The sequence below is a fragment of the Chthonobacter albigriseus genome (genome assembly GCF_013839445.1).
GTDB lineage: Bacteria > Pseudomonadota > Alphaproteobacteria > Rhizobiales > Pleomorphomonadaceae > Chthonobacter > Chthonobacter albigriseus.
In genome coordinates this window covers 642,199-667,610 of the sequence record NZ_JACDIT010000001.1, presented here as the reverse complement: position 1 = coordinate 667,610, position 25,412 = coordinate 642,199, and the positions used below count along the sequence as shown (strand labels likewise).

Here is a 25,412-nt window from a genome sequence, read left to right as displayed (position 1 = left end):
CCGCGTCACGTGGTCATAGAGTGGTGCGCAGGAACCGCAGTGCCAACCCTGCAAGCGGCTTTTTCAAGGCATCCGCGTAGGTCGTCATCGCCGCCCGCTTGGATACCTCGCCGAGCGTCGGATAGGGAAGCACCGTTCGAGCCAGCGCCCCGGCGCCGAGCCCGGCCGAGATGGCGAGCGCAACCGTGCCGATCAGCTCGCCGGCACCGGCTCCGACGATGTCCGCCCCGAGGATCCGCCCCCGCGATCCCGTGACGAGCTTCACGAAGCCGTCCGTCTCCAGGTCCGCACGGGCCCGGTCGTTGCCGGCATAGGCGAAGCGCAGCACCTTCACGGCGCCACCGTGCCGGACGCGCGCCTCGGCCTCCGTCAGACCGGCATGGGCGATCTCCGGGTCCGTATAGGTGCACCAGACGATCTCGCTCGCCTTGGGCTTCGCCGGCAGGCGGGTGAGGATCGTCCGCAGCACGAGCCCGGCCTGGTGGCTGGCCCAGTGGGTGAAGCGGTAGGAGCCCGCCACGTCGCCGATCGCGAAGACCCGCGAATTGCTCCGGCTGCGGAAGGCATCGTCCACGTCGACGCCGTCGGGCGTGGTCGCGACATTGCCGGCGGCAAGATCGAGCCCGTCGAGCGCCGGTCGTCGCCCCGCGGCGACCAGGACGTGCGAGGCCTCCAGGACGCGTTCCCCACCACCGACGGCGACGGTCAGACGCGCGCCGGCCGCGCCCAGGGGAACGGCCGCCGTCAGTTTGGCCTCTGCGAGGATCTCGACCCCTTCGCCGCGAAGGCGCGAGACCACCAGAGCCGCCGCCTCCGCGTCGTCGTTGCGCAGCGGACGACCGCGCGAGATCACGCTGACGGCGCTGCCGAGTCGTCGAAACGCCTGAGCCATCTCCAGGCCGACGGGCCCGCCGCCGACGACCACGAGGTGCGAGGGCAGGGCGGTGAGGTCGAACAGGGATTCGTTGGTGAGGATCGGGATGGCGGAAAGCCCGGGCACGTCGGGCACGACCGGCTTGGAGCCGGTGGCGATCACGATCCGCTTCGCGCGGATCGCCCGCCCGCCGGCTTCCACCGTGTCCGGATCGACGAAGCGGGCGGAGGCTTCGATGACGGTGGCGCCGAGGCCGCGGAACCGATCGGCCGAGTCGTGCGGGGCGATCCCCGCGATGACGTCGTGGACGTGGGCGTGCACGCGTGCAAAGTCGACCACCGGATCCCCGGCGTCGATGCCGAAGGCCTTCGCCCGCCGGATCGCGTGGGCATGCCGGGCGGCGGCGATCAGCGCCTTGGAGGGAACGCAACCGGTGTTCAGGCACTCCCCGCCCATCTTCGCGCGCTCCACCAGCACGACGGAAAGGCCGGCGGCCCGGGCGGCCGCGGCAAGGGTGAGGCCCGCCGAGCCGGCGCCAATGATGCAAAGATCCGGCGTCAGCGCCTCGCTCATTTGCCGCGCTCCATCCGGCGCCGCCGATAGGCCTTGGCGGCGACCGGCAGCAACGCCACGAAGCCGAGCGCGACGAAGGCGGCGAGCAGGCCGGGGGTCAGCAGCGCATGCTTGTCGAGCGTGAGCTGGCAGGTCCCAGCCGCCAGGCACTCCCGCTTGGCCTCGGCCTGAGCGGCGAGCACGCTGTCGAGCCCCGCGCCGATGGTGGCGAAGGCGAAGGTCGCCGGCAGGATGCCGATGGCGGTGGCGAGCACGAAGACGCGGGTCTTCACGCCCATCAGCGCCGGCACCAGGTTGACGAACCAGAACGGCGCGATCGGCACGAGGCGAAGGAAGAGCAGGTAGTTGAACGCGTTCTCGCAGAAGCCGCAGGTGAACCGCTCGATCCGTCCGCGCGCCCGTTCCCGCAGGATCTCCCCGAAGGAGGTTCGGGCCGCCAGGAACAGGATCGTCGCGCCCACCGTGGCCGCGAGCGATGCGGCGAGACCGCCGACCACCGGCCCGAAAAGGAAGCCGGCGGCGAGCGTCAGGAACAGCCCGCCAGGTACCGAGAGCGCCACGACCACCGTATAGAACAGCACGAACCCGGCCAGCGCCTTCACGTAGTTCGCCTCGACCCCTGCCACCAGCGCTTCGCGCCGATCGAGGAAACCCTGCACGGAGATCTGGTGGTGCAGCCCGAGAGAAAAAGCGACCGCCGCGAAGATGACGAACGCCGCGACGGGAGCAAGCCGACGCAGAACCGTGCGCGTATCCCAACGCGTTGGTGTCCGGCTGCTGTTCAGGTCGTGGTCGATCGGGGTCATCTGCTCGAAAAAGGAGGAGTGGACGGCGGTTGATTATGGCGTGACACGCCGCACACCCCGTTAACAAGCGCCTCGCGCCATCTCTCACGTGGTCTTGATGCCGGCGGCACCGCTGGCACCAGCAACAGAATTACTCCGCGGGTTTCAGCGCGGCAGGTTCTCCTGCGCGCGCGCCGCGCTTCACGATGCCTATGTCGTCGCCCTCGATGGCCTTCTTCAGGCGCTCCTCGGCTTCGGCCGCCTCACGCTGGCGGTCCCACATGGTGGCGTAGAGGCCGCCCTTGGCGATCAGGTCCGCGTGGCTGCCGCGCTCGGCGATGCGGCCCTTCTCCAGCACGATGATCTCGTCGGCCCGCACGACAGTGGAGAGGCGGTGCGCGATGACGAGCGTGGTGCGGCCCTCCGACACCCGGTCGAGCGCGGCCTGGATCTCGCGCTCGGTGTTGGTGTCGAGCGCCGACGTGGCTTCGTCCAGGATCAGGATGGGCGGGCTCTTCAGGATGGTGCGGGCGATGGCGACCCGCTGCTTCTCGCCGCCCGACAGCTTCAGCCCGCGTTCGCCCACCTGGGTCTTGTAGCCCTGCGGCAGGCTCTCCACGAACCGGCCGATCTGCGCCATCTCGGCGGCGGCTTGGACGTCCTCGTCCGACGCCGACGGCCGACCGTAGCGGATGTTGTAGGCGATCGTATCGTTGAACAGCACGGTGTCCTGCGGAACCATGCCGATCGCCGCCCGCAGGCTCTCCTGGGTGACGTCGCGCACGTCCTGGCCGTCGATGGTCACCCGTCCACCGGTGACGTCGTAGAAGCGGAAGAGCAGGCGGGAGAGCGTGGATTTGCCGGCGCCGGACGGTCCGACGATGGCGATCGTCCTCCCGGCGGGCACCTCGAAGGAGACGCCGTTGAGGATCTGGCGATCCGGATCGTAGGCGAAGTGCACGTCCTCGAATGCGACGCGTCCGCCGGAAACGGTGAGCGGCCGCGCGGTCGGGCTGTCGACGATCTCCGCGGGCTGGTTCAGGAGCCCGAACATCTGCTCGATGTCGGCGATGCCCTGGCGGATCTCGCGGTAGATGAAACCGATGAAGTTGAGCGGAACGGCCAGCTGCATCAGCAGCGAATTGATCAGCACGAAATCGCCGATGGTCTGCTCGCCGGCCATCACGGCGCGCGCCGACATCAACATGCACGCGGTCATGCCGACGGTGAAGATGACGGTCTGGCCCATGTTCAGCCAGGAGAGCGACGTCCAGGTCTCCACGGCGGCCCGCTCGTACTTCGCCATCGAGGCGTCGTAGCGGTCAGCCTCCATCTTCTCATTGCCGAAGTACTTGACCGTTTCGAAGTTGAGCAGGCTGTCGATCGCCTTGGTGTTGGCGTCGGTGTCGCTGTCGTTCATCCGCCGGCGGATGCTGATGCGCCGGTCGGAGTAGCGGACCGAGAACCAGACGTAGAGCCAGACCGTACCCGCGACCACGACGAGGTAGGTCCAGCCGAACTGGAAGAAGATGATCGCAGCCGAGAGGGCGAACTCCAGTACGGTCGGCCAGGCGTTGAGGATCGTGAAGCGCACGATCGCGTCGATGCCCTTCACGCCGCGCTCGATCACGCGCGACAGGCCGCCGGTGCGGCGCTGCAGGTGGAAGCGCAGCGACAACGCGTGAAGGTGCGTGAAGGTGCGGTAGGCGAGCGACCGCACCGCGTACTGGCTGACCTCGGCGAACAGCGCGTCGCGGAGCTGGTTGAACCCGTTCAGGAGGAGCCGGCCGACGCCGAAGGCAAGCACCAGCATGGCGGGCACGGACAGGAGGAACATCGTCCTGTCGGTGCCGGACCCGGGCGCCAGCGCGTCGGTCGCCCAGGCGTAGAGGTAGGGCACGAGGACGGTGATCACTTTGGCGACGATCAGCGCCAGGACCGCCAACGCGACCCGCAGCTTCAGATCGGGCCGATCCGAGGGCCACAGATAGGGCCAGAGATTGCGGACGGTGGCCACCAGCGTGGAATCGTCGGCGCTGACGGACTTGGGTCTGTCGGAGGTCGGGGGGATTTTTCGCATTCGAGCTACCATGGCGGTCCGCGGGATGAGGGAAGCCCCCCGCTGGAACCGAAAAGCCGCCCGGGGGTGTCCGGGCGGCTTCGTCAGACGTGCACCTTAGATCAGATCCGCGCCGGTCGGTTCAAGGGTTGACCGGCTGCCAGTTGGTGTCTCCCTTGGGAAGCACGAAGACTTGACCGGGATAGATGAGGTCCGGGTTGCGGATCTGGTCGGTGTTGGCCTCGTAGATCGTGGAGTAGCGCACACCGCGTCCGTAGAGGCGCTTGGCGATCGTCCAGAGATTGTCGCCGCGCCGGATGATCATGGTCTCCGATTCTCCGACGCGCGCCTCTCCGGCCGATCCGGATCCGACCCCCGCGGCGGTGGAGCCGACGCCGGCCACCGGCTCGGCGGGCGCTTCCGGCCCGACCTGGTTGAACGGCACCTCGGCCCGCGCAATCACCACGCCGCCGTCCCCGACGTGGTCCGCGCGCACTTTGTGACTGCCCGGCGCGACGTCGATCCTGCTCTCCAGCAGCCACCGGCCGGTCGAGTCCACCGTCGTCTCGCCGATCGGCTTGTCGTCGAGGTAGAGGATGATCTTGGAACCAGGCGCTCCGAAGCCGGCGATGTAGGCGACGCCGTTCTCCGTCTCGACTGCCTGGACGGTGACGGGCACGGGCTTGGCAGGTTCGACCGGCTCGACGGCGGGCACGGGCTTGGCAGGTTCGACCGGCTCGACGGCGGGTGCGGCGGGCGCTGTTTCGACAGGAGCGGCGGGCACTGTTTCGGCGGCCGGTGCCGGTGCGGGTGCCGGAACATCGGCCGTGGTTCCCGCTTCCACCGCCGAGCCCGCGCCAGCGGTGCCCGCGGCAGTGCCGGAATTTTCGGGTGTTGCGGTGACAGCGTCAGGTACGTTCGCTGCGACCGTGCTCTCGCCGGCTGCCGACGGCTGTGCTTCCGCCGCTGCGGGGGCTTCGGCGACGACGATGGTCTCCGCCGGCTGGGCCGGTTCACCCGAGGACGCCGCAGGCGCGGCATCCGCGGCAGGCGCGGCATCCGCGGCCGCCGTCGTGGTCGCTGCCGGCTCCGGCGAGGCAGGCTCGGCGGTCGCCGCTGCAGCAGGAGCGTCGGCCGGCTTGGCCGGTTCGCTCGGCGCCGCTGCAGCGGTCTCGGCCGGTTTCGGCGCATCGGCCGCAGGCTCGATGGTTTTGGGCGGCTCTGTCGACGCCGCCGCAGCGGTCTCGGCCGGCTTGGGCGCTTCCGCCGCGGGCAGGGCGGTCGGGTCGACGCCGGCGTCGCGCAGGGCCTTCTGCGCTTCCGCGAGGCCAGGCACCTGCAGCACCGTACTGGCCGAGCCCGGCTGGTTGAGGACCACGAGGACTTCGCCTTCGCCCCCCTCCGGCACCGAGACTGCAACGCTCTGCTTGGAAACGAGCGGCGACTTGCCGGGCGCGGTGGTGCGCACGGTCAGGTCGTGCGCGCCGGGCTTCAAGGGATCGGACAGCACGATCGCCCATTCGCCGGACCCGTTCGCCTTGCCCTTGGCGATCACGGAGGAGCCGGAGAGGATTTCCACCTCCGCCTCCGGCAATCCCTGCCCGGCGATCACGGCGTCGCCCGAGGGTTCGACACGCACCAGGTCGAAGATCGGCACGACCATGTCGGCCGTCGGTGTCGCCTGCTGCGGGGCCGGCGTTTCGACGACGGCGGTTTCGGGCGCCGGCTTGACGGGCTCGGTCACGCCCTGGGCCCAGTCTTGCAGGCCGAAACGCGTCAGGAGGTCGTTGAGGGCGCCCGTCAAGAAGGCGAAAAGGAACGCGATGACGATCACAGCAATGGCCGCGAGCGCGTTCCTGAGAGATCTCGTCATCGTCCGTCCCGTCCCCACCACCGGCACTTCCGGCTTCGCCCCAGTCATCGCCGCTCCTGACGCCCCCCTTGGCGGATCCTAGTCGCTCCCGCGATGTGTCCACCGCCGTCGGATCGCGACAGAAGCCGTCGATCCTGCGTATTTTGTCGGCTGATGAAATGCTTATACCGCTGCCCATACCCCCACAAGGCCACCAAAGGCTGTCCGCAAGGGGCGTTTTTCCGCACCCGTTCGTTTTTTCGGCGCTGATGCGATCGTGCCGCAGGTCGAATACTTGCTGCGTCCGCGTGGGCACGACGGCCGGCTTGACGGCTCGACTTCGGCGGTGCGACATGGAAGCATGGCAAACGTATCCAGCATCTGCGTCTTCTGCGGCTCGTCAACGGGCCGCAATCCGGACCACCTCGCCGCTGCCGAAACGCTTGGGAAGGCCATGGCCAAGGCCGGCATCCGCCTCGTCTACGGCGGTGGCTCGATCGGCCTGATGGGCGCCGTCGCCAAGGCTGTGCTCTCCGCCGGCGGCTCGGTCACCGGAATCATTCCGGAGTTTCTCCTGCGCCGCGAGATCATGCTCGACGGCGTGGAGGACTTCCACATCGTCGAGGACATGCATACGCGCAAGCGGATGATGTTCGAGAAGTCCGACGCCTTCGTGGCGCTGCCCGGCGGCGTCGGGACGCTGGAGGAGGTTGTCGAGCAGATGACCTGGGCCCAGCTCGGCCGCCACCGCAAGCCCATCGTGCTCGCCGACATCAACGGCTTCTGGGAGCCGCTGAAGGATCTCCTCGCCCACATGGCCGACGAGGCTTTCATCCGTCCGGGCTACGAGGTCAAGTTCCTCACCGCCCGCACGGCCGAGGAGATCGTGCCGACCGTTCTGGCCGCCGCCGCGCGCGAGACGGAGGCCGCGATGGACGGCGACACGCGTTCGCTGGAGCGCATGTGAACAGACGACGGGCGGAGACCGGTCGACGGCCGTTCCCGTTTTCCGGTGATCACCGGCGTCTGCCGCGTTGACGACGACGGGCGCCTCCCGTATAAGCCCCCTCGATTGGACCCGGCGCCCGGCGCCTGTGCGGCGCTGTCCGCACGTGTGCGGATGCCGGTCCGTGAACAACAGACACCAGCAGGCGCCAGCGCGCGTTCGCCCGGATCGGGCAGGACGCGGTCCGTCGGCGCCATGAAGAAGAAGGGCCGCCCGCCGGCGGAGACGACCCATGAAGCGGACTTATCAGCCCTCCAAGCTCGTGCGCAAGCGCCGCCACGGCTTCCGCTCCCGCATGGCCACGGTCGGCGGTCGCAAGGTGATCGCGCGTCGTCGCGCCCGCGGCCGCAAGGTCCTGTCGGCCTGATCGGACGCGCGGCTGGCCCGCAAAGACGGGCTTCAACCGGATCCCGGGGCCACGCGCGGCGATGAAGAGACTGACCAAGCGAAGCGAGTACACCAAAGTCGCGCGGGGGCAACGGACGCCTCGGCGCGGCTTTTTGCTGCAATCGCTCGATCGGGATCGATCCGGATCGGAACCGGCTCCGGCGCGATTCGGCTTCACGGTGACGAAGAAGACCGGCAATGCCGTGGTCCGGAACCGCATCCGCCGTCGCCTCAAGGAGGCCGTCCGGCTGCACGGGGCACTGGTGGCGAAGCCCGGCACGGACTATGTGCTGATCGGTCGCCCGCCCGCCCTCGGCCAGCCCTTCCAGGATCTGGTGGCGGACGTGGTCGGCGCCCTGAAATCCTCCGCGCGTCCACGCGGCAAGACCGACGACGACCGTTCCAGGCGCGAACAGAAGAGACCTGTCGATGGGTGAAAACCGGAATATGATCCTGGCGATCGTGCTGTCGCTGGTGGTCCTGCTGGGGTGGCAGTATTTCGTCGCCGGTCCGCAACTGGAAAAGGCGCGTCTCGCGGAGCAGGCCCGCCAGGCCGAGACCGCGGCGACCCCGGCCCCGGTGCCGAACGGATCGACCGCCGCGCCCGGAACCACGGCGAACGCCCCTGCGTCGGCACCCGCCGGTGCTGGCGCGGTCACGGTTGCCACCCGCGAAGCAGCCGTCGCCAAGGACCCGCGCGTTCCCATCGAGACGCCGGCGATCGCCGGTTCGCTGAACCTGCGCGGCGCCCGCATCGACGACATCGCCCTCAAGGACTACCGCGTCACGGTCGATCCGGCTTCGGCGAACGTCACGCTGCTTTCCCCGCTCGGCGGTCCCGACGCCTACTACGCCGAGTTCGGCTATGCGGCTCCCGCGGGGACCAACACCCCCGTTCCCAACGGCGAAACCCTGTGGACCGCCCCCGCCGGCGCCAAGCTGACGCCGGCCACTCCGCTGGTGCTCACCTGGGACAACGGCGCCGGGCTCACCTTCCAGCGCACCATCTCGGTCGACGAGCACGCCATGTTCCACGTGGCCGACGAGGTCAGGAACGCCGGTGCGGCCGCCGCCGTGGTCTACCCCTACGGCTTCGTCATCCGGCACGGCGCGCCCCATACGGCTGCCGCCTACGTGCTGCACGAGGGCATGTTGGGCGTGCTCGGCGAGGAGCAACTCACCGAGATCACCTACGCCAACCTGAAGGACAGTGCCGCCACCAAGCCGCCGAAGACCGAAGACGGCTGGCTCGGCATCACCGACAAGTACTGGGCCGCCGTGCTGATCCCCACCAAGGGCCTCGCCTTCCAGCCGCGCTTCCTCCACGCGCAGGTCGGCACCGTCGACACCTTCCAGGCCGACTATCTGCGCGACCCGATCACCGTCGCGCCGGGCGCCTCCGCCAAGACGGATGTGCGCCTCTTCGCCGGTGCCAAGGAGGTCAACCAGATCGACGAGTACGCCGCGGCCCTGTCGATCCCCAAGTTCGATCGCATGATCGACTGGGGCTGGTTCTACTTCCTGACCCGGCCGATGTTCCTCTTGATCGACTATCTCTTCAAGATGGTCGGCAACTTCGGCGTCGCCATCCTCCTGGTCACCGTTCTCGTCAAGGCCGCCTTCTATCCGCTCGCGAACAAGTCCTACGTGTCGATGAGCAAGATGAAGAAGGTACAGCCGGAGATGGAGGCCATCCGCACCCGCTATGCCGACGACAAGATGAAGCAGCAGCAGGCGCTGATGGAGCTCTACAAGACGCAGAAGATCAATCCGCTGGCCGGCTGTCTTCCGATCCTGGTCCAGATCCCGGTGTTCTTCGCGCTCTACAAGGTGCTCTACATCACCATCGAGATGCGCCACGCGCCGTTCTTCGGCTGGATCCACGACCTCTCCGCGCCTGATCCGACCACGATCTTCAACCTGTTCGGGCTGATCCCCTGGGATCCCCCGCAGATGCTGATGATCGGCGTCTGGCCGCTGATCATGGGCGTGTCGATGTTCGTGCAGATGAAGCTGAACCCGGCCCCGCCGGACCCGACGCAGGCGATGATCTTCACCTGGATGCCGATCATCTTCACCTTCATGCTGGCGTCCTTCCCGGCCGGACTGGTGATCTACTGGGCCTGGAACAACTCGCTGTCGATCCTCCAGCAGTCGATCATCATGCGCCGGCAGGGCGTGAAGATCGAACTCTGGGACAATCTGAAGGCGACGTTCCAACGCAAGAAGGCGAGTTCGAGCGGCTGATCCGCCGCTCGGCCACGCCTGCCGCACCAACAAGGAGTTTCGCAGCCATGATCGCGTGAACCTCGACTTCCCCGGCGCCTGGCGTTGCGGCGAAGTCGTTCTTCGACAAGCCCATTCCGACCGCCGACAGGAGAGGTTCCATGCCGTCCCCTTGCGAAACCCACCCGGATCCGAACGTTCTTCATCCGGTTCCAGGCCACAAGCGCGTTGTGCTGCTGAAAGCCGTCGTCGACCAGCCGAACATCGAGGTTGGAGACTTCAGCTACTACGACGACCCCGAGGCACCGGAGAAGTTCGTGGAGCGGTGTGTGCTCTACCACTTCCCGTTCATGGGCGATCGCCTAGTGATCGGCCGTTTCGTGGCGATCGCCACCGGCGTGCGCTTCGTCATGAACGGCGCGAACCACGCCATGGACGGCTTCTCGACCTTTCCCTTCGCCATCTTCGGCGGTAGCTGGGCCGAGGGCCTTTCCATGGACGAACTGCAGGACGGTTCGCGCGGCGACACGGTCATCGGGCACGACGTGTGGCTTGGAATGGACGCCACGATCATGCCGGGCATCCGGGTCGGCAACGGCGCCGTTGTCGCTGCGAAATCCGTGGTGACGCGCGACGTCCCGCCCTTCGCGGTGGTCGCCGGGAATCCGGCGCGTATCGTCCGGACCCGGTTCGAGCCTGCCGTGGTCGACGCGCTGCTCGATATCGCCTGGTGGAACTGGACTCCGGAACGCATTACCAACCATCTGTCGGCGATCCGCGGCGCCGATCTCGACGCGCTTCGCCGCGCGTTGGACAACACGGAGGGCACCCGATGAGCGAAGCGACCGAAACGACGCCCGGCCCCTCCGCCGAAGCCGAGCGCGCCGAGGCTATCCGGCTGCTGTTCGCGCGGCCCTGGCGTTTCGTGCGCGGCATCGCCAACAGCTTCGACCTGCCGACCGTGGAAGCGGGCGGGCTGGAGGTCGCCTTCGCCGGCCGCTCCAACGTCGGCAAGTCCAGCCTGATCAACGCGCTGACCGGCCAGAGCGGGCTGGCGCGCACCTCCAACACACCCGGCCGGACGCAGGAGCTGAACCTCTTCGTGCCGGAGCGCGACGCCGGCCTGACCATCGTCGACATGCCGGGCTACGGTTATGCCGAGGCCCCCAAGGAGAAGGTCGACGTCTGGAATCGCCTGATCCGCAACTACCTGCGCGGCCGGCCGAACCTCCGCCGCGTCTATGTGCTGGTCGACGCCCGCCACGGCGTCAAGCCGATCGACGAGGAGGTGATGTCCATCCTCGACAAGGCGGCGGTCTCCTATCAGGTGGTTCTCACCAAGATGGACAAGATCAAGGCCGCGGGCGTGGAGAAGCTGCTCGCCGACACCGCCGACAAGATCCGCCGCCGACCGGCCGCCTACCCGGATGTCATCGCGACCTCCAGCGAAAAGGGCGCGGGCCTGGACGATCTCCGCGCCGCCATTGCCGGCGTGATCGGCTGAACCGCCTCAGGCCGGCACCGGCCGGGGCGGCTGGGGCCTCGGCATGCCGAGCACCTGCTTCTGGAAATCCGGCCGGTCGCCCTTCTCGAGTATGAGTTCTCCGTTGACCTGCCGCCGTGTCGGGATCTTCTGCCGGTCGATCGCGCCCTCCAGGGTCATCGCGAGATCCCGAGCGAACAGCGCGCTCTCGAAGTAGAACCCGTGCGAAAAGACGATCTGCTCGGTCACGCTGCCGAAGTCGCGGGCTGCAGCCTCGGCCCGGTGGATCGCGGTGCAGTCGACGTTCACCGCCTTCGGGTCCGGCCGGGGCGGCAGGCCGACCCGGCCGGCACGGGGCCGGACGCCGAGCCGCTTGGCGTTGGAGACGGCGAGCACCCGGTCGTCCCCGTTGCTGAAATTCGTGAGCCGCATGATCCGCGAGAACAGGGTCGCGTTGCTGGAATCGCCCGCTGAGAGCGACGCGCTCGCCACGTCTCCGGAGATGAAGGCGACCTGCCCGATCCGCCAGTCCCCCTTGTGCAGTTCGCCCCGGTCCGGCGCGATCTCGAAGGCCTTCATGATGACGTAGGCGCCGGTGGAGTGGCCGATCAGATGGACGTTGGTCTGGCAGCCGTTCTCCTGGCTTTCGCAGAGCGGAACGAGAGCACCCTCCACGAGCGCGCGCGCCACCGCCGCGCCGTCCGATCGATCCTCGATGTAGTTGAGGATGCTGTTGTCCGAGGGCCAGTCGAGCCCAACCACGACCCCGTGCCAGCCTTCCGCCCGCAGCAGCCTGCCAAGCGCCCGCTGCCGGTCCAGAACGCTCGCCAGGTCGTTGTTGTAGCCGTGCACGTAGAAGAGCACGTCGCCAGGCTGGCCGGCAGCGGCGTCCAGTCTCCAGGTAGCGGAGTTCGGATTGGGATCCTTGGCCGCCGCGTCGCGGACCGCCTTGAACCAGGCTTCCCGCCTGATCTCGTGGGTCGCATTGTAGGTCGCGACTGTGTTGGGAACCCTGAGGGCGCGGATCGGCCCCGGCTCGGACGTGAAGGCCCCGTTCACCAGCGCACGCGCTGTCATGAGATAGGTCGGCATGGTTGCGCCCCCGCTTGATCCAACCGCAGATAGTTAAGATGCAGACGTAGCATCCGGCAATCGGAAAGTGTGGGCACGCGGCGATGTGCAGGGGATATCTTTCCCGCCGGCCCAGCTTCCGATAACAGGGGCGGTATGTCCGACGCCATTGCCGCACTCGATCTTACCCATTTCGCTCTCTACGCCGCCTCCCTCCTCGCCACCGGTGCCCTCGCGGGCTTCGTGGCCGGGTTGCTGGGCGTCGGCGGCGGCATCGTCATCGTGCCGGTGCTGTTCTACGTCTTCACGCTGCTCGGGCTCGACGAGGACGTGAAGATGCACGTGGCGGTCGGTACCTCGCTCTCCACCATCATCGCGACCTCGGCCATGTCGGTACGCGCCCACTATCGGAAGGGCGCGGTGGACGTGGCGATGCTGAAGCGATGGTTCGTCGCCACCGTCGCCGGGGTCGTGCTCGGGACGGTGCTCGCCTCCCATGTCAAGGGCCCGACCCTGACCGCCGTTTTCGGCACGGTCGCCCTGATCGTGTCGTTTCACATGGCCTTCTCCCGGCCCACGTGGCGGATCGCCGACGCACCGCCGAAGGGAATCGGCGAGCAGGCGATCGCGGCGATGATCGGCATGGTCTCCGCCATGATGGGGATCGGCGGCGGCACGCTGTCCGTGCCGACGTTGACGCTGTTCAACTATCCCATCCACCGCGCCGTCGGCACCGCCGCCGCGATCGGCTTCATCATCGGCGTGCCGGGCACGATCGGCTTCGTGATCGGCGGCTTAGGCGAGCCGGACCTGCCGCCCTTCTCCCTCGGCTACGTCAGCCTCGTCGGCCTCGCGTTGATCCTGCCGACCTCGATGGCCATGGCGCCCTGGGGAGCCCGCGCCGCGCACGCCTTGCCGACACGCAAGCTTAAGCTCGCCTTTGCCGCATTCCTTTTCGTGACCGGGCTGCGCATGCTGGCGTCCGTCTTTTCCTGATCTCCCGAATCCAAGGATGCCCGCCTGATGCTCTACACGCCCCGTTCGCGCCGCGGCATGGTCACCTCGCCCCATCACCTGGCATCCCAGGCCGGGCTGGACATCCTGAAGGCGGGGGGCACGGCGGTGGAGGCGGCCGTGGCGACGGCCGCGGTGCTGGCGGTGGTCTACCCGCACATGAACCAGATCGGCGGCGACGGCTTCTGGCTCGTCTCCGAGCCCGGCCGCGAGCCGGTCGGCATCGACGCGAGCGGGCGCGCCGGCCGCAACGTCACCCGCGATCTCTATGCAAAGGCCGGCCTCGCCGCCGTGCCGACCCGCGGGCCCCTCGCCGCCAACACCACCGCGGGCACGGTGGCCGGCTGGCAGGAGGCGCTGGCCGTCTCCGCGGGCTGGCAGACGCCGAAGCCGCTGGACGAGATCCTGGAAGCGGCGATCCACTACGCCGAAGCCGGCATGGTCGTGACCGCCGGGCAGGCCGAGATGACGGTGATTCATCGCCACGAACTGGAGCCGCAACCCGGTTTCGCCGACGCCTTCATGCCGGACGGAGAACCGCCGCTGGAGGGCGCGCTGCTCACCCAGCCCGCGCTCGCCGAGACCTTGCGGACGCTCGCCCGCGACGGGCTCGACGGCTTCTACCGCGGCCCGCTGGCGCAGCGGATCGCGGCGGACCTGGCGCGCGTCGGCTCGCCGATCACGCTGGCCGACCTCGACGGCTACCGTGCCGAGCGCGTTCAGCCGCTCTCCACCCGCGTCCGCAACGCCCGGCTCTACAACATGCCGCCGCCCACGCAGGGGCTCTCCTCGTTGATGATCCTGGCGCTGTTCGATCGGCTGGGGGTGACGAACGGCGAGGAATTCGACCACGTCCACGGCCTGATCGAGGCCACCAAGCAGGCCTTCCTGGTTCGCGACGCCCATATCGGCTGCCCGGATCGGATGACCGTTGACCCCCGTTCCTTCCTCGACGTCGCGGACCTCGACGCCCGCGCCGCCCGCATCGATCGCGCACGCGCCGCGCCGTGGCCGCAGCCGCCGGTGCCGGGCGATACTATCTGGCTCGGCGTGACGGACGGGGCCGGGCGCTCGGTCTCCTTCATCCAGTCGATCTTCTTCGAGTTCGGCTCGGGCTGCGTGCTGCCGCAGACCGGCATTCTCTGGCAGAACCGCGGCTCCTCCTTCCGTCTGGATGGGACCGGACCGCGCCGTCTGGAGCCGGGTGCGCGCCCGTTCCACACGCTCAACCCGGCGATGGCCGTGTTCGACGACGGCCGCGCCATGACCTACGGCACCATGGGCGGCGAGGGCCAGCCGCAGACGCAGGCGATCGTGTTCTCCCGCTACGCCTTCTTCGGCATGCCGCTGCAACAGGCCCACACCGCGCCGCGCTGGCGCCTGGGCAAGACCTGGGGCGACGACGCGGGTGTCGCGTTGGTTCTGGAGAACCGCTTCGATCCCGCGCTGGTCGAGGCGCTGAGGAAAGCCGGCCACGGCCTGCAGGAGATCGTCCCCTACCACTCAGACCTCGGCCACGCCGGCGCCATCGTCCGCCACCCGGACGGGACGCTGGAGGGCGCCAACGATCCGCGCAGCGACGGCTCCGTCGCCGCTTGGTGATCCATGAGGCGGGATCTGAAGGTGCGAAGAAAGCTGGCACGGCCCCACTTGCAGCGTCGACGATCGACCTATCTAGTTGCCGCGAAGCGGTTCTCGAGGTGAGGAGCCATCAGCCTTGTTCGTATCCTTCTTCCCACGGCCGAAGGCCTTCTTCATTTCCGTGGTGCTGTGGACGGCCTTCTGCGTCGCCGGCTGGTACCTCGGCGGCAGCGACCTTGGCGGCGTGTTCGGCTTCGACATGCAGGAGGGCGTGGACCCGCCGTTGATCGGCCTCGGTTACTTCATCACCGATCCGTTCCTCTGGTTCTACATCTACTACGCCGTTGCGGTCGGCCTGTTCGCGGCCGTGTGGCAGACCATCGCTCCGCACCCCTGGTGGAAGTGGTCGATCCTCGGTACGGCGCTGATCCTGTTCGTCACCTATTTCCAGGTCCAGGTGAGCGTGGCGATCAACAACTGGTACGGCCCCTTCTGGGACATGGTGCAGGCTGCTGTCGCCAAACAGCGCGTCGTGGAGGTCGGCGAGTTCTACGCCCAGCTCGGCATCTTCGCGTCGATCGCGCTGGTCGCGATCACGGTCGCGGTGCTGAATCTCTTCTTCGTCAGCCACTGGATCTTCCGCTGGCGGACGGCAATGAACGACTACTACCTCTCCTTCTGGCCGAAGCTGCGCAAGGTCGAGGGTGCCTCCCAGCGCGTCCAGGAGGACACCATGCGCTTCTCCCGGCTGGTGGAGAGCCTCGGCGTCAACTTCGTCGACAGCATCATGACGCTGATCGCCTTCCTGCCCGTGCTGATGCGCCTCTCGGCCAACGTCACGGAACTGCCCGTCGTCGGCTCCATCCCGTACCCGCTCGTGACGGCGGCGATCGTCTGGTCGATCTTCGGCACGGTCGTGCTCGCGACAGTGGGCATCAAGCTGCCGGGGCTGGAATTCCGCAACCAGCGTGCCGAAGCGGCCTTCCGCAAGGAACTGGTCTACGGCGAGGACGACCCGAACCGGGCGGATCGTCCGGTTACCGACCAGCTGTTCGACTCCGTCCGGCGCAATTATTTCACGCTCTACTTCCACTACCTCTACTTCAACGTGGTCCGCTACGCCTACAGCCAGACCAACACTGTCTTCTCGCTGATCCTCCTTGGCCCGTCCATCGTCGCCGCCAAGATCTCGCTCGGCGCGCTCAACCAGATCTCCAGCGCCTTCAGCCAGGTGACCTCGTCGTTCCAATATCTCGTCCTGTCCTGGACGACGATCGTGGAACTGCTCTCGGTCTACCAGCGCCTGCGCACCTTCGAGGCGATCATCCACAAGGACGAGATTCCCGACACCGAGCTCAAGTATCAGGCGGCGGTCGAGTAGACCGCCGTCACCCCAGCTCGTAGACGTCCTCGCCCTCGAAATCGCTCTTGCCGATCGGCGCGCCGCGCGACCGCAGGATCGCGTAGGCGACCGCAAGGTGGAAGTGGAGGTTCGGCGTCACATAGGCGTTGACGAAGGGCTCGGCGGTGAAGGTCCGCGTCTGGCCGCCCATCACGAGCACGATGAGTCGGTCCTCCGCGCCCCCGAAGCTTTCGGGCTCGACCGCGGTGAGAAAGGCGATCCCGCGGTCGATATAGGCGAGCGCGTCGTCGATCGTGGCGGGCTCGTGGAAGGGCATGTCGCCGCCGCGGTTGTAGACGGCGAAGGCGGGCGCATCCGGCGGCTCGATGGCCTGTCCGGCGAGGCGGGCCGCGGCCCCGCGGACGCCGTCCACCGCCACCACGAGCTGGCGGCCGAGCGAAAACATGTCCGGCGCGAGCCGCCAGCCGACCATCTCCCGGCCATTGATCCCGGCAGCGGCAAAGTGGTCGCGCGCCTTGGAGACGAACCGGCGCGCGTTGGCGAGCATCCGGATCTGGTAGGGCACGGTGCGATCGTAGAGCTTGGTCATCGGAACTCTCCGGCAAGGCTGACCCCCAGAATGACGGGCCCGCGCTGACACCCGGCGTCAGCAGCCGAACCCTTCCCGTTGCCCGTCCTTTCCGCTATACCGCCGCCGACCTCCAACGTTCCCGGAAGACCTCGCGCGATGGCCAGCTCCGCCGACACTCCCGCCGCCGACGATACCGTCTCGCGCGCCCGCATCATCTCCGAAGCGCTGCCCTACATGCAGCGCTACGACGACAAGACGATCGTGGTGAAGTACGGCGGCCACGCCATGGGCGACGAGTCTCTCGCCCGTGCCTTCGCCCGCGACATCGTTCTCCTCAAGCAGTCCGGCATGAAGCCGATCGTGGTGCACGGTGGCGGCCCGCAGATCGGCGCGATGCTGGAGAAACTCGGCATCAAATCCGAGTTCCGCGCGGGCCTGCGGGTCACCGACAAGGCGACGGTGGAGATCGTCGAGATGGTTCTCGCAGGCTCGATCAACAAGAACATCGTGTCCGCCATCAACGCCGAAGGTGGTCGCGCGATCGGCCTCTGCGGCAAGGACGGCAACATGGTGGTCGTGGAGAAGGCCACCCGCACCCAGCGCGATCCCAACTCCAACATCGAGCAGATCGTCGACCTCGGCTTCGTCGGCGAGCCGAAGTCGGTGAACCCCGCCGTGTTGCACATGGTTGCCAAGGAGGAACTGATCCCCGTCATCGCGCCGGTCGCCCCCGGCGTGGACGGCGAGACCTACAACGTCAACGCCGACACCTTCGCCGGTGCGATCGCCGGCGCGCTCGGCGCGACCCGCCTGCTCTTCCTCACCGACGTCCCCGGCGTCCTCGACCGCGACGGCCGGCTGATCAAGGAGCTCTCGGTGGGCGACGCCCGCGCGCTGATCGCCGACGGCACCATCTCCGGCGGCATGATTCCCAAGGTGGAGACCTGCATCGACGCGTTGGCGCTCGGCGTCGAGGGCGTCGTGATCGTCAACGGCAAGACGCCGCACGCGGTGCTCCTGGAAATCTTCACGGAGCACGGCGCAGGCACACTGATCACGCCCTGACGGAGCGGGTTGCAACGACGGCGGGGCGTCAGTGCTCCGCCGCCCTTCCACTGGCCGTTACATCCCCCAGCGCAGCGCGGCGGTGTGCACCGGCGCGTCCCAGTAGCCGGCGATCTCGTCGGTTAGACGGGTCACCGTCACCGAGCAGCCGGCCATCTCCAGCGACGTCACGTAGTTGCCGACCAGCGAACGGGCGACCGTGAAGCCGGCCTTTTCCAGCCGGGTGCGGGCGGCGTGATACATCACGTAGAGCTCCATGGCCGGCGTCCCGCCGAAGCCGTTGACGAGGAGCAGCACCGGACCGCCCGCGTCGGCGCCGAAGTCGGAAGCGATCGCGCCGATCATCTCGTCGGCGATCCCGTCGGCCGGCAACATCTTGACACGGCGCCGGCCCGGCTCGCCGTGGATGCCGACACCGAGTTCCATCTCGTCCTCGGCGAGGGTGAACGTCGGCGTACCGGCTGCGGGTACGGTGCAGCTCGTCAGCGCCACGCCCATCGAGCGGGTCCGTCCGTTGACCGTGTCGCCGAGCGCCTTCAGCGTAGCGAGGTCGGCGCCGGCTTCCGCGGCGGCGCCGAGCACCTTTTCCACCACCATGGTGCCGGCGACGCCCCGCCGGCCCGTCGAATAGGTCGATGTTTCCACCGCGACGTCGTCGTCGGTGATGACGGTCGCAATCTCGACGCCGGCCATCTCGGCCGCCATCTCGAAGTTCATCACGTCGCCTTCGTAGTTCTTGACGATGAAGAGCACGCCGTTGCCGCCGTCGACGGCGTTGGCAGCGGCGATCATCTGGTCCGGCGTCGGAGAGGTGAACACTTGGCCCGGACAGGCCGCGTCGAGCATGCCGTGACCGACGAAGCCCGCGTGCAACGGCTCGTGCCCAGACCCGCCGCCGGAAAGCAGCGCCACCTTGCCCGGCTTCAAGACTTTGCGGTGGACGAACTTCAGATCCTCTCCGAGCGCGACGATATCGCCATGGGCGGCGGCGAAGCCATGAAGGCTTTCTGCGAGCACGGATTCGGGCGAATTGATCAGCTTCTTCATGGGTGGTCCCCTCGTCGACGCCTTGGAGCGCCCTTCTTGATGGTGGTCTATCGGTCCTTGATCTCGGTCAGCCGCTTCAGCCGCGCGACCATCTCCTGGACGATCGCGTCGAACTCCGCGTTGCGCACGTCCGAGCCGAGATCCGGCACCTCCAGGACGAGCGAGCGGGTCGGCTCCGGCGCATCCTCCACCGCGCCGCCGCGGCGCGGGTGCGCGCGTCGGTAGGCGGTCATGAAGCGCAGCCGCTCCGTGTCGGAGAAGTGGCAGATCTCGAAGATGTTGGCCACGTACTGCGCCGGAATGGGGGTGGCATAGGCGGGGTTGGAGATCTGGCTGACGAAGCTGCGCGTGGTGCCGAGCGCTTCCGCGAGCCGCTGCCGCATGCCGGACGGCCTGCGCTCCAGCACCTCCCGGAGGACCGCCTTGTAGGCGCCCACGCCGTCATCGGCCGGAAAGACTTCAGCCATCGGGGCCTCCGTCGGCGCGCCAGTCAGCGATCACGCGCTTCACCCGGCCGACCTGGGCCGGCGCGACGGAGATCGAGCGCAGGCCGGCGGCGAGCAGCTTCGGCAGGACACGCGTGTCGCTCCCCGCGTCGCCGCAGAGGCTCACCGGAACGCCCAGCTCGGCGCCCGAGGAGACCACCATCCGGATCATCCGCTGAACCGCCTCCACCCCTGCGTCGTCGAGCCCGGCCAGCCCCGTCGCATCGCGCGAGGCGGCCATCACATACTGCGTCAGGTCGTTGGATCCGATCGAGACGAAATCGACATCGAAGAGGTCGAGCGTGAGCGCGACGGCCGGCACCTCGACCATCATCCCGAGCGGCGGGATCGCGTGGGCGAGCCCTGCCCGCCGGAGCGCCGCGGCCTCCTCCACGAAGAGGTCGGTGACGGCCTGCATCTCAGCCGGCAACGCAACCATCGGCGCCATCACCAGCATCTCGCCCTCGGCCGCGGCTCGCAGCAGGGCACGGACCTGGACGCGGAAGACATCCGGCCGGGCGAGCGAAAGGCGGATGCCCCGCAGGCCAAGAAACGGATTGGACTCCTCCCGCGTCAGGCCGGCGATCGGCTTGTCTCCGCCCGCGTCGAGTGTTCGGAAGGTGACCGGACGCCCCTCGGCCCAGGTGAGGATGCGGCGGTAGGCGGCAAGCTGATCGTCCTCCGTCGGCAGACCGCGCCGGCCGTGGAACAGGAACTCCGTCCGCACCAGGCCGATGCCGTCGCAGAGCGCCGGATCGAGCGCGTCGAGCTCTCCGGGGTCGCCAGCGTTGATCATCACCTTGATCGGCGTTCCGTCCGCCGTGACCGCCTGCCGTCTGGCGAGCCGCTGCTCCACCGTGCGGATCTCGTCGGCGCTAGCGGTTAGCGCGTGGTGGCCGGCCTCGTCGTCCGCATCGGGCGACAGCACGAGCCGGCCCGTCTCCCCGTCGAGCAGCGCCGCCGCATGCCCGGTGATCTTCAATGTGCCGAAGCCGACCGCCATCGGCACCCCACGCGAGCGGGCGAGGATCGCCACGTGCGCGGTGGGGCTGCCTTCGAACAGCGCGATGGCGCGGCCGCCGCTCCAGTCGGTGGACAGGAAGCGCGACGGCGTCAGATCGCGCGCGAGCAGGATGCCGCCCGGCGGAAGTTCGATCGCGCCCGTCTCGGCCCCGGTGAGGTGGGCGATCACGCGCTCCGCCAGGTCCTCGATGTCGCTCGCCCGCGCCTGGAAGTACTCGTCGTCGCCGGTCCGGTATCCGGCTGCGACGTCCGCCATCGCATCCTGGAAGGCGACGAGGGCCGGCGCGCCGCCGTCGATCACAGGCAGCGCATCGGCGATCAAGGCGTCGTCCTCCAGCATGGCGAGCTGGAACTCCAGGATGGCCGCGGCTTCCTCGTCGTCGACGCCGGCGATCAGGTCCGCCACTTCGGCCGCCGCCGCGGCGATCGCTTCCAGGAGACGCGTCCGCTCCTGCGCCGAGGTCCCGGCGTGAACATCCCGGACGGTGGTCTCCTCCAGAATGTGCACGGGTCCTCGCGCCAGCCCGGGCGAGGCCGGTCGGCCGACGATCTCCAGGCGGGCAGGGCGGATCAGCGCGGACATCCCGTTCGGTTCCCTTCAATGACCTTCGTCGAAATCCCTCTCCACCAGCGCCACGAGAGCCTTCAGGGCCTCCTCGGCGTCGGCGCCGCTCGCGCGGAAATGGAGGGTGGTGTCCTTCGGGGCCTTCATGGCCATCACCTTGACGATGCTCTTGGCGTCGATCCACGGCCCATCTTCGGACTGCGCAAGCGCGATCGAGGCCTGGAAGGTCTTGGCGAGCTTGGTGAGCTTCACGGAAGGCCGGGCATGCAGGCCGACGTCGTGCGTCATCAGAACGGCGGCGTGGGCGGGTGTCAGGGCGGCATCGGTCATGGCGAGCATCCGGTCCGGGCGGGTCGACGACCCCAAGTCACTGCGGGGAGAGTTCTTCGGCGGTGCGGCGCACCTGGTCCAGCGACGCTCCGCCGGAAGCCTCCGTGGCGGCCATCACGGCGCCCTCCACGATCGGTGCGTTGCAGACCACCACGCGGCCCTGGCGGTCGTCGGGCAGCATCTCGATCGCCATTTCGCTGTTGGTCTCCGCGCCGCCGAGGTCGACGAGGATGGCGACGCCCTTCTCGCTCCAGACCCGGTCGATGGCGTCCATGATCGACTGGACGGAGGTGCCGAGGCCGCCCTCCGGGTTGCCGCCGCACCAGGCGAGCGGCACCTCGTCGCCGACCATCTGGCGGACCATATCCGCCGCGCCTTCCGCCACAAGCGGCGAATGCGAGACGATGACGATACCGACGTTGCCGCTCATGCCCGGCCCTCCACCACGTCCAAGACGGATTCCACAATCAACTGACTGGACCGCGCGCCGGGATCCATGTGGCCGATCGACCGATCCCCGAGGAACGACGCCCGGCCGCGGATCGCCTTCATCGGCACGGTGGCGGCCGCCGCATCCGCCGCCGCGGTCCGGATCGCGCCCAGGTTTCCGGCAGCGATCGCGGCCTGCACGGGAACCAGCACGTCGAGCATGGTTTTCTGCCCGATGTCGGACTTGCCGCGCGCCTTCACCTTCTGGATCGCCGCGTCCACCGCGGCCGCGACCGTCGCCGGCGTCACCTCGTCGCCGAGCGCCTTGCCGATCTCGGAGAACAGCGTGCCGTAGAGCGGGCCGGACGCGCCGCCGACCTTCATGACGAGCGTCATGCCGACCTGCTTCAAGGCCTCGTTCAACGGCTTGGCGGCGATCGCGTCGAGATCGGCCAGCACGGCCTCGAAGCCGCGGCGCATGTTCACCCCATGGTCGCCGTCGCCGATCGCCTGATCGAGCCGCGTCAGCTCGTCCGCGTGTTCGATCAGCCTGCTGCCGACGGTCGTGATGAGAAGTCTGGTCGTCATGGTCGTCCTGGTCGAGCGTGCTGAAACGATGGCTAGGCTGCGGCCCAGCCGGACTGGATGTGCTTGAAACCGTCGCGCCAGACCTCGTCGGGGCTGGGGAAGAAGTCGCGCCAGACCCGTGTGGCTGCCGCGAGTTCCGGAAGTGCTCGGCCGAACGCCTCGATGGTCAGCCAGCCGTCATAGCCGCCGGCCTTGAGCGCCCGAAAGGTCGCCGGCCAGTCCACATGGCCCCGGCCCGGCGTACCGCGGTCGTTCTCGGAGATGTGCACATGGGCGATATGGCCGATGTGGGCGGTGATCGCGCCGACCGGGTCCTTCTCCTCGATGTTGGCGTGGAAGGTGTCGTACATCCCGCGGATGTTGGGATGTCCGACCGCATCCAGCTGTGTGGCGAGGTCCGCCATGGTCGTGATCAGGTAGCATTCGAAGCGGTTGAGCGCCTCCACCGCAACCGTGACGCCGTGCGAAGCCGCGACCGGGCCGAGCCGTCGATGGAAGGCGAGGGCGCGGTCGAGCTCCTCCGCCGTTCGCGAGGCACCGGAGAACACCCCAAGCGACTGGTGGATCGGGCCGCAGAGCACGCGCGCGCCTAGCGCCTCGGTACATTCCAGGCACCAGGCGAGATAGTCGTCGCCGCGCTGGCGCACGGCGGCATCCGCCGAGATCGGGTTCTGGTCTGGCGAGGGGATCACGGTGATCGCCGTTCGCTCCAGGCCCATGTCGTCGAGCGTCCGACCGAGCGCGGAATAACCGGCGGGCGTACCGTCGAACACCGGGATCTCGACCCCGTCGTAGCCGGCAGCCTTCAGCGCCTGCAGCACGGACCTGTGCTCCTCCGTCACGACGGTGGTCCAGAGCAGCATGTTGAAGCCGATCTTCATTGCATCCTCCTCCTGCCCTGTCCGGCCGCCCCGCGACGCTACTGGCGGACGCCGACCCGCTTGCCGTCGGCGCCGAAGAAAAGCGGCCGCTTCGCCGTGATGCGCACCTTGTCGCCCTTGGCGAGTGGGGCATGCGGGTCCACCAGCGTGGTCATCGGCGTTTCTCCGAGGAGGAGATGCAGATGCGTCTGGTCGCCCAGGTGCTCCACGCGCGCGACGGTCGCGTTGGCGTCGCCGTTGCTCGCCGGTGCGATTTCCAGGTGCTCGGTCCGCACGCCCATCTGCGTCGCCTGGTTGGGCGCAGACTGGACCGGGAGCAGCCCCATCGGCAGCAGGTTGATCCGCGGCACGCCGAGCCGGGTCGCCACATAGGTGTCGTCCGGATCCTCGTAGATCTGCCGCGGCGTGCCGAACTGGATCAGACGACCGTTCGACATCACTCCGATCCGCGACGCCATGGTCATCGCTTCGATCTGGTCGTGGGTGACGTAGAGGATCGTCGCGCCGAGGTCCTGCTGGATGCGCTTCAGCTCGAGCCGGAGATCGGACCGGAGCTTGGCGTCGAGGGAGGAGAGCGGCTCGTCCATCAGGTAGACCTGCGGCGTGCGGACCAGCGCCCGGCCGATCGCGACGCGCTGCATCTCGCCGCCGGAGAGCCGGGTCGCCCGGTTCTGCAGCTTCGAGCCGATCCGCAGCATCTCCGCCACGGCGGTGACCCGCTCCTTGATCTCGGCCTCCGGGATTCTCCGCGCCGGCGAGCGCAGCGGGAAGGCGAGATTGTCGTAGACCGAGAGGTGGGGGTAGAGCGAGTACTGCTGGAAGACGAAGGTGACGTCCCGTTCCGCCGGCGAGGCCCGCGAAACGTCACGGCCGCCGATGAACACGGTGCCCTTGTCGGCCGCCTCGATGCCGGCGATCAGCCGCAGCGTCGTGGTCTTGCCGGCGCCGGTCGGCCCGAGCAGCACCACGAACTCGCCATCGGCGATGGTCAGCGTCAGGTCGTCGACGGCGGTGACGTCGCCGAAGCGGCGGGAAATGGCGTTGAGCGCGACCTCAGCCATGGACGACCCCCTGGTTGAGGACGGTGGGAAGCGCCTTGCCGGTCTCCGCGTCGAACAGCGAGAGCCGCGAGGCCATGAAGTCGAGCGCGACCGTCTCGCCGCGGTTGACTGTCTTGTCGGCCGGCACCCGCGCCTTCACCGCCCCGTAGGGCGTCTCCAGCGTGACGATCTGCGTCGTGCCGAGATACTCCGAGCCGAGCGCCTTTCCCCGGACGGCGCCGTCGTCGACGAGGCGGATGTGTTCCGGGCGGACACCGAGCACCAACGGCTTCTCAGCGATGTCGGCCCGGATCTCCGGCACCGGAACGTCGCGGGCTCCGAGCGTCACCGCCGTCGCCCCGCGTCGGGCCGAGCCGTGGAAGCGCAGGAAGTTCATCGCCGGCGAGCCGATGAAATCGGCGACGAACAGCGACGCCGGCTTGTCGTAGATCTCCTGCGGCGTGCCGAACTGCTCCACCACGCCATGGTTCATCACCACGATCTTGTCGGCCATCGCCATCGCTTCGAGCTGATCGTGCGTGACGTAGACGGTGGTGGCGCCCATCCGGTCGTGGAGGTTGCGCAACTCGTGGATCATCACCTCGCGCATCTCCGTGTCGAGCGCGCCGAGCGGTTCGTCCATCATGAAGGCCATCGGCTGCCGCACGATCGCCCGCCCGAGGGCCACCCGCTGCCGGTCGCCCGATGACAGGCCCGTCACCGACCGGTCCAGGAGCTGCGAGATCCTGAGGATTCGAGCCGTCTCCTCCACCCGGGTCTTGATCTCGGCTGCCGGTGTGCCCTGGTTCTTCAGGGGGTAGGCGATGTTCTGGCGGACGTTCATATGCGGATAGAGCGCGAACAGCTGGAAGACGAAGGCGATGTCGCGCTCCGAGGCCCGCTTGAAGGTGACGTCCTCGCCGCCGAGCGTGATCGAGCCGGAGGTCGGCAGCTCCAGCCCCGCGATCATCCGCAGCGTGGTGGTCTTGCCGCAGCCGGACGGGCCGAGCATGACGAAGAACTCGCCGTCGGCGACGGTGAAGCTCGATTCCTTTACCGCGGTGAAGGAGCCGAACGCCTTGTGCAGTTTCTCGACGCGGATCTCGGCCATGGC

25 protein-coding genes are annotated in these 25,412 nt (G+C 68.3%); 10 read left to right on the top strand and 15 right to left on the bottom strand.

The genetic code is table 11. The annotated features are described in order from the left end of the window. Nucleotides 1–13: 13 nt before the first annotated feature. From HZ321_RS02975 to HZ321_RS02960, 4 genes are all read right to left on the bottom strand, one after another. Nucleotides 14–1,447 (bottom strand): dihydrolipoyl dehydrogenase family protein, encoded by a 1,434-nt coding sequence (locus HZ321_RS02975; RefSeq protein WP_181700050.1) that lies wholly within the window; start codon nt 1,445–1,447, stop codon nt 14–16. Beyond that, nucleotides 1,444–2,253, bottom strand: a complete 810-nt coding sequence (locus HZ321_RS02970; RefSeq protein ID WP_181700047.1) for a TVP38/TMEM64 family protein — start codon at nt 2,251–2,253, stop codon at nt 1,444–1,446. Before HZ321_RS02970 ends, HZ321_RS02975 begins: the two co-directional genes overlap by 4 nt. Before the next feature lie 130 nt (nt 2,254–2,383). Then, nucleotides 2,384–4,312 carry an ABCB family ABC transporter ATP-binding protein/permease gene (locus tag HZ321_RS02965; RefSeq protein ID WP_181700045.1) on the bottom strand — a complete coding sequence of 643 codons (1,929 nt, stop codon included), beginning with the start codon at nt 4,310–4,312 and terminating at the stop codon, nt 2,384–2,386. A gap of 121 nt (nt 4,313–4,433) precedes the next feature. Next, nucleotides 4,434–6,212 (bottom strand): LysM peptidoglycan-binding domain-containing protein, encoded by a 1,779-nt coding sequence (locus HZ321_RS02960; protein ID WP_181700043.1) that lies wholly within the window; start codon nt 6,210–6,212, stop codon nt 4,434–4,436. A gap of 292 nt (nt 6,213–6,504) precedes the next feature. Between HZ321_RS02960 and HZ321_RS02955 the strand changes: the two genes are divergently transcribed. The 6 genes from HZ321_RS02955 to yihA all read left to right on the top strand — a co-directional run bounded on the left by HZ321_RS02955 (nt 6,505) and on the right by yihA (nt 11,266). Continuing rightward, nucleotides 6,505–7,110 carry an LOG family protein gene (locus HZ321_RS02955; RefSeq protein WP_181700041.1) on the top strand — a complete coding sequence of 202 codons (606 nt, stop codon included), beginning with the start codon at nt 6,505–6,507 and terminating at the stop codon, nt 7,108–7,110. A 271-nt stretch (nt 7,111–7,381) separates the two neighbouring features. After that, nucleotides 7,382–7,516 carry a 50S ribosomal protein L34 gene (gene rpmH, locus HZ321_RS02950; RefSeq protein WP_181700040.1) on the top strand — a complete coding sequence of 45 codons (135 nt, stop codon included), beginning with the start codon at nt 7,382–7,384 and terminating at the stop codon, nt 7,514–7,516. A 61-nt stretch (nt 7,517–7,577) separates the two neighbouring features. Continuing rightward, on the top strand, nt 7,578–7,973 hold the full coding sequence (gene rnpA / locus HZ321_RS02945) for a ribonuclease P protein component (protein WP_181700038.1): 396 nt from the start codon (nt 7,578–7,580) through the stop codon (nt 7,971–7,973). Continuing rightward, nucleotides 7,966–9,783, top strand: a complete 1,818-nt coding sequence (gene yidC, locus HZ321_RS02940) for a membrane protein insertase YidC (RefSeq protein WP_181700036.1) — start codon at nt 7,966–7,968, stop codon at nt 9,781–9,783. The genes rnpA and yidC overlap by 8 nt, the downstream gene beginning before the upstream one ends. A 140-nt stretch (nt 9,784–9,923) precedes the next feature. After that, nucleotides 9,924–10,598 (top strand): CatB-related O-acetyltransferase, encoded by a 675-nt coding sequence (locus HZ321_RS02935; RefSeq protein WP_181700034.1) that lies wholly within the window; start codon nt 9,924–9,926, stop codon nt 10,596–10,598. Then, entirely contained in the window at nt 10,595–11,266 is a 672-nt protein-coding gene (yihA, locus tag HZ321_RS02930; protein WP_181700032.1) for a ribosome biogenesis GTP-binding protein YihA/YsxC, read from the top strand. Before HZ321_RS02935 ends, yihA begins: the two co-directional genes overlap by 4 nt. Before the next feature lie 6 nt (nt 11,267–11,272). On the opposite strand, the gene HZ321_RS02925 is transcribed toward yihA, so the two are convergent. Next, nucleotides 11,273–12,337: an alpha/beta hydrolase gene (locus HZ321_RS02925; RefSeq protein ID WP_181700030.1), complete on the bottom strand. Its 1,065-nt coding sequence runs from the start codon at nt 12,335–12,337 to the stop codon at nt 11,273–11,275. A 135-nt stretch (nt 12,338–12,472) separates the two neighbouring features. On the opposite strand from HZ321_RS02925, the gene HZ321_RS02920 reads away from it, so the two are divergent. From HZ321_RS02920 to sbmA, 3 genes are all read left to right on the top strand, one after another. Continuing rightward, on the top strand, nt 12,473–13,312 hold the full coding sequence (locus HZ321_RS02920; RefSeq protein WP_181700028.1) for a sulfite exporter TauE/SafE family protein: 840 nt from the start codon (nt 12,473–12,475) through the stop codon (nt 13,310–13,312). Nucleotides 13,313–13,339: 27 nt separating this feature from the next. Next, complete coding sequence (locus HZ321_RS02915; protein ID WP_181700026.1) at nt 13,340–14,932, top strand: gamma-glutamyltransferase family protein; 1,593 nt, start codon at nt 13,340–13,342, stop codon at nt 14,930–14,932. A gap of 115 nt (nt 14,933–15,047) precedes the next feature. Next, nucleotides 15,048–16,292: a peptide antibiotic transporter SbmA gene (gene sbmA, locus HZ321_RS02910; RefSeq protein ID WP_181700024.1), complete on the top strand. Its 1,245-nt coding sequence runs from the start codon at nt 15,048–15,050 to the stop codon at nt 16,290–16,292. Nucleotides 16,293–16,299: 7 nt separating this feature from the next. Here the strand turns inward: sbmA and HZ321_RS02905 are convergent, their stop codons facing one another. Further along, nucleotides 16,300–16,863, bottom strand: coding sequence for a DUF1993 domain-containing protein (locus HZ321_RS02905; RefSeq protein ID WP_181700022.1), 564 nt, complete (start codon nt 16,861–16,863; stop codon nt 16,300–16,302). Nucleotides 16,864–17,001: 138 nt separating this feature from the next. Between HZ321_RS02905 and argB the strand changes: the two genes are divergently transcribed. Then, nucleotides 17,002–17,910 (top strand): acetylglutamate kinase, encoded by a 909-nt coding sequence (argB, locus tag HZ321_RS02900; RefSeq protein WP_181700021.1) that lies wholly within the window; start codon nt 17,002–17,004, stop codon nt 17,908–17,910. A 57-nt stretch (nt 17,911–17,967) separates the two neighbouring features. Here the strand turns inward: argB and dhaK are convergent, their stop codons facing one another. The 9 genes from dhaK to HZ321_RS02855 are packed head-to-tail and all read right to left on the bottom strand — an operon-like array spanning nt 17,968 to nt 25,409. Beyond that, nucleotides 17,968–18,957 (bottom strand): dihydroxyacetone kinase subunit DhaK, encoded by a 990-nt coding sequence (dhaK, locus tag HZ321_RS02895; protein WP_181700019.1) that lies wholly within the window; start codon nt 18,955–18,957, stop codon nt 17,968–17,970. A 47-nt stretch (nt 18,958–19,004) separates the two neighbouring features. Beyond that, nucleotides 19,005–19,424 (bottom strand): hypothetical protein, encoded by a 420-nt coding sequence (locus HZ321_RS02890; protein WP_181700018.1) that lies wholly within the window; start codon nt 19,422–19,424, stop codon nt 19,005–19,007. Beyond that, nucleotides 19,417–21,048, bottom strand: a complete 1,632-nt coding sequence (locus tag HZ321_RS02885) for a phosphoenolpyruvate--protein phosphotransferase (protein ID WP_181700016.1) — start codon at nt 21,046–21,048, stop codon at nt 19,417–19,419. Before HZ321_RS02885 ends, HZ321_RS02890 begins: the two co-directional genes overlap by 8 nt. Before the next feature lie 15 nt (nt 21,049–21,063). Then, the gene (locus HZ321_RS02880) at nt 21,064–21,360 is read right to left on the bottom strand and encodes an HPr family phosphocarrier protein (RefSeq protein WP_181700014.1); all 297 of its coding nucleotides are present in this window, start codon (nt 21,358–21,360) and stop codon (nt 21,064–21,066) included. 37 nt (nt 21,361–21,397) lie between these two features. After that, complete coding sequence (gene dhaM, locus HZ321_RS02875; RefSeq protein ID WP_181700012.1) at nt 21,398–21,790, bottom strand: dihydroxyacetone kinase phosphoryl donor subunit DhaM; 393 nt, start codon at nt 21,788–21,790, stop codon at nt 21,398–21,400. Next, on the bottom strand, nt 21,787–22,377 hold the full coding sequence (gene dhaL, locus HZ321_RS02870) for a dihydroxyacetone kinase subunit DhaL (RefSeq protein WP_181700010.1): 591 nt from the start codon (nt 22,375–22,377) through the stop codon (nt 21,787–21,789). The genes dhaM and dhaL overlap by 4 nt, the downstream gene beginning before the upstream one ends. 32 nt (nt 22,378–22,409) lie before the next feature. Then, nucleotides 22,410–23,258 (bottom strand): sugar phosphate isomerase/epimerase family protein, encoded by an 849-nt coding sequence (locus HZ321_RS02865; RefSeq protein WP_181700008.1) that lies wholly within the window; start codon nt 23,256–23,258, stop codon nt 22,410–22,412. A gap of 38 nt (nt 23,259–23,296) precedes the next feature. Further along, nucleotides 23,297–24,319 carry an ABC transporter ATP-binding protein gene (locus HZ321_RS02860; protein ID WP_181700006.1) on the bottom strand — a complete coding sequence of 341 codons (1,023 nt, stop codon included), beginning with the start codon at nt 24,317–24,319 and terminating at the stop codon, nt 23,297–23,299. Then, the gene (locus tag HZ321_RS02855) at nt 24,312–25,409 is read right to left on the bottom strand and encodes an ABC transporter ATP-binding protein (protein WP_181700004.1); all 1,098 of its coding nucleotides are present in this window, start codon (nt 25,407–25,409) and stop codon (nt 24,312–24,314) included. The genes HZ321_RS02860 and HZ321_RS02855 overlap by 8 nt, the downstream gene beginning before the upstream one ends. Nucleotides 25,410–25,412: the final 3 nt, after the last annotated feature.

What these genes read in the sequence shown, in the direction of transcription:
- HZ321_RS02970 (WP_181700047.1), bottom strand. Translation starts at nt 2,253, where the DNA reads ATGACCCCGATCGACCACGACCTGAACAGCAGCCGGACACCAACGCGT.
- HZ321_RS02975 (WP_181700050.1), bottom strand. Translation starts at nt 1,447, where the DNA reads ATGAGCGAGGCGCTGACGCCGGATCTTTGCATCATTGGCGCCGGCTCG.
- HZ321_RS02890 (WP_181700018.1), bottom strand. Translation starts at nt 19,424, where the DNA reads ATGGCTGAAGTCTTTCCGGCCGATGACGGCGTGGGCGCCTACAAGGCG.
- HZ321_RS02885 (WP_181700016.1), bottom strand. Translation starts at nt 21,048, where the DNA reads ATGTCCGCGCTGATCCGCCCTGCCCGCCTGGAGATCGTCGGCCGACCG.
- rpmH (WP_181700040.1), top strand. Translation starts at nt 7,382, where the DNA reads ATGAAGCGGACTTATCAGCCCTCCAAGCTCGTGCGCAAGCGCCGCCAC.
- HZ321_RS02925 (WP_181700030.1), bottom strand. Translation starts at nt 12,337, where the DNA reads ATGCCGACCTATCTCATGACAGCGCGTGCGCTGGTGAACGGGGCCTTC.
- HZ321_RS02865 (WP_181700008.1), bottom strand. Translation starts at nt 23,258, where the DNA reads ATGAAGATCGGCTTCAACATGCTGCTCTGGACCACCGTCGTGACGGAG.
- HZ321_RS02880 (WP_181700014.1), bottom strand. Translation starts at nt 21,360, where the DNA reads ATGACCGATGCCGCCCTGACACCCGCCCACGCCGCCGTTCTGATGACG.
- dhaK (WP_181700019.1), bottom strand. Translation starts at nt 18,957, where the DNA reads ATGAAGAAGCTGATCAATTCGCCCGAATCCGTGCTCGCAGAAAGCCTT.
- HZ321_RS02855 (WP_181700004.1), bottom strand. Translation starts at nt 25,409, where the DNA reads ATGGCCGAGATCCGCGTCGAGAAACTGCACAAGGCGTTCGGCTCCTTC.
- HZ321_RS02915 (WP_181700026.1), top strand. Translation starts at nt 13,340, where the DNA reads ATGCTCTACACGCCCCGTTCGCGCCGCGGCATGGTCACCTCGCCCCAT.
- HZ321_RS02965 (WP_181700045.1), bottom strand. Translation starts at nt 4,312, where the DNA reads ATGCGAAAAATCCCCCCGACCTCCGACAGACCCAAGTCCGTCAGCGCC.
- argB (WP_181700021.1), top strand. Translation starts at nt 17,002, where the DNA reads ATGGCCAGCTCCGCCGACACTCCCGCCGCCGACGATACCGTCTCGCGC.
- HZ321_RS02935 (WP_181700034.1), top strand. Translation starts at nt 9,924, where the DNA reads ATGCCGTCCCCTTGCGAAACCCACCCGGATCCGAACGTTCTTCATCCG.
- HZ321_RS02960 (WP_181700043.1), bottom strand. Translation starts at nt 6,212, where the DNA reads ATGACTGGGGCGAAGCCGGAAGTGCCGGTGGTGGGGACGGGACGGACG.
- HZ321_RS02860 (WP_181700006.1), bottom strand. Translation starts at nt 24,319, where the DNA reads ATGGCTGAGGTCGCGCTCAACGCCATTTCCCGCCGCTTCGGCGACGTC.
- HZ321_RS02920 (WP_181700028.1), top strand. Translation starts at nt 12,473, where the DNA reads ATGTCCGACGCCATTGCCGCACTCGATCTTACCCATTTCGCTCTCTAC.
- HZ321_RS02905 (WP_181700022.1), bottom strand. Translation starts at nt 16,863, where the DNA reads ATGACCAAGCTCTACGATCGCACCGTGCCCTACCAGATCCGGATGCTC.
- HZ321_RS02955 (WP_181700041.1), top strand. Translation starts at nt 6,505, where the DNA reads ATGGCAAACGTATCCAGCATCTGCGTCTTCTGCGGCTCGTCAACGGGC.
- rnpA (WP_181700038.1), top strand. Translation starts at nt 7,578, where the DNA reads ATGAAGAGACTGACCAAGCGAAGCGAGTACACCAAAGTCGCGCGGGGG.
- dhaM (WP_181700012.1), bottom strand. Translation starts at nt 21,790, where the DNA reads ATGAGCGGCAACGTCGGTATCGTCATCGTCTCGCATTCGCCGCTTGTG.
- dhaL (WP_181700010.1), bottom strand. Translation starts at nt 22,377, where the DNA reads ATGACGACCAGACTTCTCATCACGACCGTCGGCAGCAGGCTGATCGAA.
- yidC (WP_181700036.1), top strand. Translation starts at nt 7,966, where the DNA reads ATGGGTGAAAACCGGAATATGATCCTGGCGATCGTGCTGTCGCTGGTG.
- yihA (WP_181700032.1), top strand. Translation starts at nt 10,595, where the DNA reads ATGAGCGAAGCGACCGAAACGACGCCCGGCCCCTCCGCCGAAGCCGAG.